Below are 4849 nucleotides of genomic sequence, written 5' to 3' on the forward strand. Positions count from 1 at the left end.
CCGGGAGATGTACGTCATGCCGTCGCCCGCGTTGCCGTCGGCGTCGAGGCCGAGGGTGTCGCGCACCTTGGCGTATGCCCGGTCGAACTTCGCGTCGAGCTCGTCCACTCGGTCGGCCACGAACAGGTGCCGGACGATGTCCGGGCGGCGGTCGGGCTTGACCATGTCGGCGGACACCAGCGCCACCGCGTAGTTCGCCGCTGCTGATTGGGCGCCCTGTTCCGACTTCGGGAAGTCGGCGGTTCCCGAGCCGCCACCGGAGGAGCCGCCGGCGTCGCCGCGGTTGGTGAAGGCGATGGCGGCGATGAGGAGGACGACCACGCCCAGGACCGTGACCATGCTGCGCGACGGCCGGGAGCCCCCGCGCGGGCGGCGCCCGGGGCCGTACGGTTCGCCGGTCCGCTCCGGCAGACGGGTGCGGGTCTGCCGGCCCCGCCCCGGGTCCTCGTCCGGGTCGGCATAGCCGCCGTATTCGGGTCCGTATCCGTCGTCGCCGAGACTCATGCCGCGCATGCCCCCTCGCAGTGGCCGTGGTTCGACGGTAGCCGTGCTGGTTGCCGCACGGACGCGGAGTGGTGACTCGACATCAAGGGGACGCAACCTCAGCCGGTGGGCACGACGGACGGGTGGCAGGCGGGAACGGCAGGGTGACGGGCCCTGCCCGGGCTGTACGGGAGGTGGGTGCGCGCGCCGTCAGACCGCCATCCCGTACACGATCGTGAACAGCGTGCCCAGGGAGCCGATGATGAAGACGCCGGTCAGCCCGGCGACGATCAGGCCCTTGCCCTGTTCGGCGCTGAAGGTGTCGCGCAGCGCCGTCGCGCCGATGCGCTGCTTGGCCGCCCCCCAGATCGCGATGCCTAGGCACAGCATGATGGCGATGGCCATCACCACCTCGATCATGACCCGCGCCTCGTTGCCCAGGCTCCCGAACGGACCCCAGTCCGGAGCGATGCCGCCGATGATGGTGTTGATGTCGCCCTTTTCGGCTGCCAGGAACATGTTCTAACTCACCGCCCCTACAGGCTAGTTGTGCGTCCGCCCTGTCCAACGGCAGGGTCGATTCTCTATCTTCGCCGACGATGGCTGCCGTGCATGTCGACTTGGCGTCAAATTTTCGCGGATCTTGTGCCCGTCGCCCCCCAAGCGTCGTTCGTCACTCTGCGTATTGCGTAGCGTAACACTCGGCGATGGCAACTGTCTTGGGCGGACGGGGGGTTGGGTTGGGTGCGCCGGGCGTGCGCCGGGCTCACTCCCCGTCGTCCTCAATGCCCTCGACAAAGTGGTCGAACTCGCCCGCCTTCACGCCTTTCACGAAGGCGTCCCACTTGGCCGGGGTGGTGACCGCGACGACGTCCGGGTCGTCGCTCTCCCGGATGTAGATCAATCCGTCCTCGCCGGCGGTGACTTCGAGGCAGTCGCCCTGCCCGTCCGCCCCGCTGAAGCTCGACTTTCGCCACTCGTGGTCCGACATGGGTGGGTTTCCTTTCGACGGGATGGGAGCCGATGGGGCGGGCATCCACAGGATGTGTGTCACGTGCTGGTCAGGCCCAGTATCGGGGCGACTGGATTCGGCCAAAAGCCCGGGTGGGGCGAGACCAACGGGACTCCTATGGGGGAGGGTTGTGGCGTGCGGAAAACGTGGGTGGCCGGCGGGCTGGGGATCGGACTGTGTCTCTGCTTCCTCGCCCTCCTTGTCGTCGGTACGTACACCGCCGCAGCGAGCCTCGCCGGCGGCGCCGGACGGGCCCTGGGCCTGGCCAAGGGGGCCGTGCCCGCCGCGTACCAGCCGCTCGTGCAGAAGTGGGGCAACCTCTGCAAGGCCATCAGCCCCGCCCTCCTCGCCGCCCAGCTCTACCAGGAGAGCGGCTGGAACCCCAAGGCGCAGAGCCACGCCGAAGCCCAGGGCATCGCCCAGTTCATCCCCGGCACTTGGGCCACCCACGGCCTGGACGGGGACGGCGACGGGGACCGGGACGTGTGGGACCCGGCCGACGCGATCCCGTCGGCCGCTTCGTACGACTGCAAGCTGGCCACATACGTGAAGGACGTGCCCGGTGACCCGACCGCCAACATGCTGGCGGCCTACAACGCGGGCGCGTACCGGGTGATCCAGTCGGGCGGGGTCCCGCGGATCAGCGAGACGCAGAACTACGTCAGGATCATCACGAACCTCGCGAAGAGCTTCGAGGCGCCCACGGGCAGGGTTCCGGCCTCCCGGCAGGCGGCGGGCGCCATCTACTACGCGCAGAAGAAGCTCGGCACGCCCTACCTCTGGGGCGGCAACGGAACACCGGAACACAACGGGCGGTTCGACTGCTCGGGCCTGACCAAGGCGGCGTACGCCTCGGTGGGGATCGAGCTGCCGCGGGTCGCCAACGACCAGTACAACGCCGGGCCGCACCCCTCCCGCGGCGAACTCATGCCGGGTGACCTGGTGTTCTTCTCCACCGATATGAACAACTCCCGGGCCATCCACCACGTCGGCATCTACGTCGGCGGCGGCTACATGATCAACGCGCCCTACACTGGCGCCGTGATCCGCTTCGACAAGATCGATTCGCTGCCGGACTACTTCGGTGCAACCCGGGTCACAGAGGATGGCGCAAAGGCGCTCCCCACCGCGTTCCCCGGTGCATGATCCGGTCCCTGAGCTGCGACAACGGGTCACCCTTCGGTAACGTCCTGGTGGTCATTCGGTGGAGGGCGGAACGTCGCGGGGGGTACAAGCGTTCCTCCATTGACACGAGCTCAGCACGAGCACTGAGGGCAGAGGCGAGGGGCCGCGCGACATGGCTGGAGTCGAATCGACCGGGTCGAACCCCGACGTGTCCCTGCTCTACGACATCAACGGGCTGGCCGCCGACGCCCCCAACTGGTTCGACCGGGTCATGGAGTGGGTCGGCGAGTACGGGATCCTGGCCGCCCTGACGCTGCTCATGGTCTGGTGCTGGTGGACCGTCAGGAAGCGTGAGAACGCTCCGAGCGCGGTCGCGGGGCTGCTGTGGGCGCCCCTGGCCGCCGGTGTGGCGCTGCTCGTCAACATCCCGATCCGCGGCTTCGTGGAGCGGCCCCGCCCCTTCGTGGACCACGACGGGCTCGAGGTCCTGATCGCCGGCAAGACCGACTACTCCTTCGTCAGCGATCACTCGACGATGGCCATGGCTCTGGGTGTCGGAATCTTCGTCGCCCACCGGAAGTTCGGGCTCGCCGGGATCGCACTCGCCCTCCTCGAAGGGTTCTGCCGGGTCTACATGGGCGTGCACTACCCGACCGACGTCGTCGGCGGCTTCGCTCTCGGCACGGCCGCCGCCCTGCTGCTGGCCCCGGCCGCGATGGCCCTCCTCACGCCCGTGACCCGGGCGGTCGCGGACTCGCCACGGGTGGGGTGGCTCGTCCGGTCCCAGCGGATCGATACGGAGGCGGAGGACAGAGCCTCGGCCGACCCCGCATCCTCGGGAGAGGCCGCCGAGGAGGACGGCACCGGCTGCGAGGACAGCAAAGGGCTTGCCGCGTAGAGCGGTTGGGGCGAGGGGGCGGGTGCGGCGGTACGCGCGGGTGGAGGCTGCCCGGGACGGGACGTGCGCGTGGGGTGCCGCACGGCGGTACGCGTGCGTGAGGACGCCGCAGGGCGGTAAGCGTGCGTGAGGTGCCACACGGCTGTACGCGTGCGTGAACCTGGAATCCCCGGATCACACCGCCTGTGGATGGTCGAAGACCCGGTCCGGGTCGTATCGGTGCTTCACGCGCGCGAGACGGTCGGCGGCCGGGCCGTAGTAGGCGCGGCGCCAGTCTTCCAGGGCCGGGTCCGCGTAGTTCTGGTACGCCGCACCCGAGGCGTACGGGCGCATGGCCCGGTACAGGCCGTTCAGCCAGGCGGTCGGGGCCGAGGGCCCGTGTCCGGCGGGCCAGTTGACCATGTACTGCGCGAGGACCCGGGAGCGGCGGTGCACGAAAGCGGTGGCCGTCGGAGCGATCCGGTTGATGGCACCGCCCAGCGCGGTGAGGTGGACGGTGACCGAACCGTCGATGCGGCCCATGCCCCGGGTGCCGTGCGTGCCGCTGGCACCCGGGAAGCGCTTGACGCCCGCGACCAGGGCCGTGAGTCCTCGGTCGGCGATCGGGCGGTCGTAGAAGTCCGAGCGCGCGGCGTACGTCTCGCGCCGGACCGCGCCGGAGGGGTGGCGGCCCGGCGTGGTGCCGGGGAGGCGGCACTCCTCGGCCGGGCGGGCGGCGCAGCGTGCGTAGCCGGTCATCGCTTCCCCGTATGAGTGGCGGCGCAGCGATACGGCGGACGGCCGGGCACCGACCCGGCCCACAAGCCGGTCCACGGCGTTCTCCAACTCCCCGTACGCGCCAAGGGAGAAGACCGTGACCCGTACGCGGGGTGGCGAACCCGAACCGGCCTCCAGATGCGCGGCCGACCAGATCTCGTCCGGCAGGTCCGGGCCCCACTCCTGCCAGGCGCGCAGTACCGCGGCGGCCCCGGTCCAGGGCCAGGCCAGGCGTGCGCTCGCGGCGGCGGGCGCCGGATGGGTGCGGAACCGGAGCTCGGTGACCACCCCGAATGTGCCGTGACCCGCGCCGCGCAGCGCCCAGAAGAGGGCCGGGTGTTCGCGTGGATCGCAGTGGAGGGTGCGGCCGTCGGCGGTGACGAGGGTCGCGGAGAGCAGGCTGTCGCAGGTGAGCCCGTACGCGCGGGAGACGACGCCGTGGCCACCGCCCAGGGTCAGGCCGGAGATGCCGACGGAGGGGCAGGTGCCGCCGGGCAGGGTCACGCCCTGGGCGCCGAGGGCGGCGTAGACGGTGGCGAGTTTGGTGCCGGCCCCGACGGTCGCCTCGCCGGCGG

At 70.7% G+C, this 4849-nt stretch carries 5 protein-coding genes and 1 pseudogene; 2 read left to right on the forward strand and 4 right to left on the reverse strand.

The window, feature by feature from the left end:
- The 3 genes and pseudogenes from AOK16_RS23170 to AOK16_RS23180 form a co-directional block, all read right to left on the reverse strand.
- Positions 1-504, reverse strand: a pseudogene (locus AOK16_RS23170) (hypothetical protein); the annotation flags it as partial.
- A gap of 189 nt (positions 505-693) precedes the next feature.
- Positions 694-1002 (reverse strand): hypothetical protein, encoded by a 309-nt coding sequence (locus AOK16_RS23175; protein WP_055474086.1) that lies wholly within the window; start codon positions 1000-1002, stop codon positions 694-696.
- Between the two features lie 247 nt (positions 1003-1249).
- The gene (locus tag AOK16_RS23180) at positions 1250-1474 is read right to left on the reverse strand and encodes a DUF397 domain-containing protein (protein ID WP_055474087.1); all 225 of its coding nucleotides are present in this window, start codon (positions 1472-1474) and stop codon (positions 1250-1252) included.
- Between the two features lie 156 nt (positions 1475-1630).
- Here AOK16_RS23180 and AOK16_RS23185 point away from each other — a divergent pair, with 156 nt between their 5' ends.
- Both AOK16_RS23185 and AOK16_RS23190 read left to right on the forward strand, forming a co-directional pair.
- Positions 1631-2641, forward strand: coding sequence for a C40 family peptidase (locus AOK16_RS23185; RefSeq protein WP_276202524.1), 1011 nt, complete (start codon positions 1631-1633; stop codon positions 2639-2641).
- A 151-nt stretch (positions 2642-2792) separates the two neighbouring features.
- Positions 2793-3518, forward strand: coding sequence for a phosphatase PAP2 family protein (locus AOK16_RS23190; RefSeq protein ID WP_055474089.1), 726 nt, complete (start codon positions 2793-2795; stop codon positions 3516-3518).
- Between the two features lie 174 nt (positions 3519-3692).
- On the opposite strand, the gene AOK16_RS23195 is transcribed toward AOK16_RS23190, so the two are convergent.
- The coding region (locus tag AOK16_RS23195; protein WP_055474090.1) for an FAD-binding oxidoreductase at positions 3693-4849 on the reverse strand (1157 nt) is incomplete at its 5' end.

It is taken from the genome of Streptomyces pathocidini (genome assembly GCF_001418495.1).
Lineage (GTDB): Bacteria > Actinomycetota > Actinomycetes > Streptomycetales > Streptomycetaceae > Streptomyces > Streptomyces pathocidini.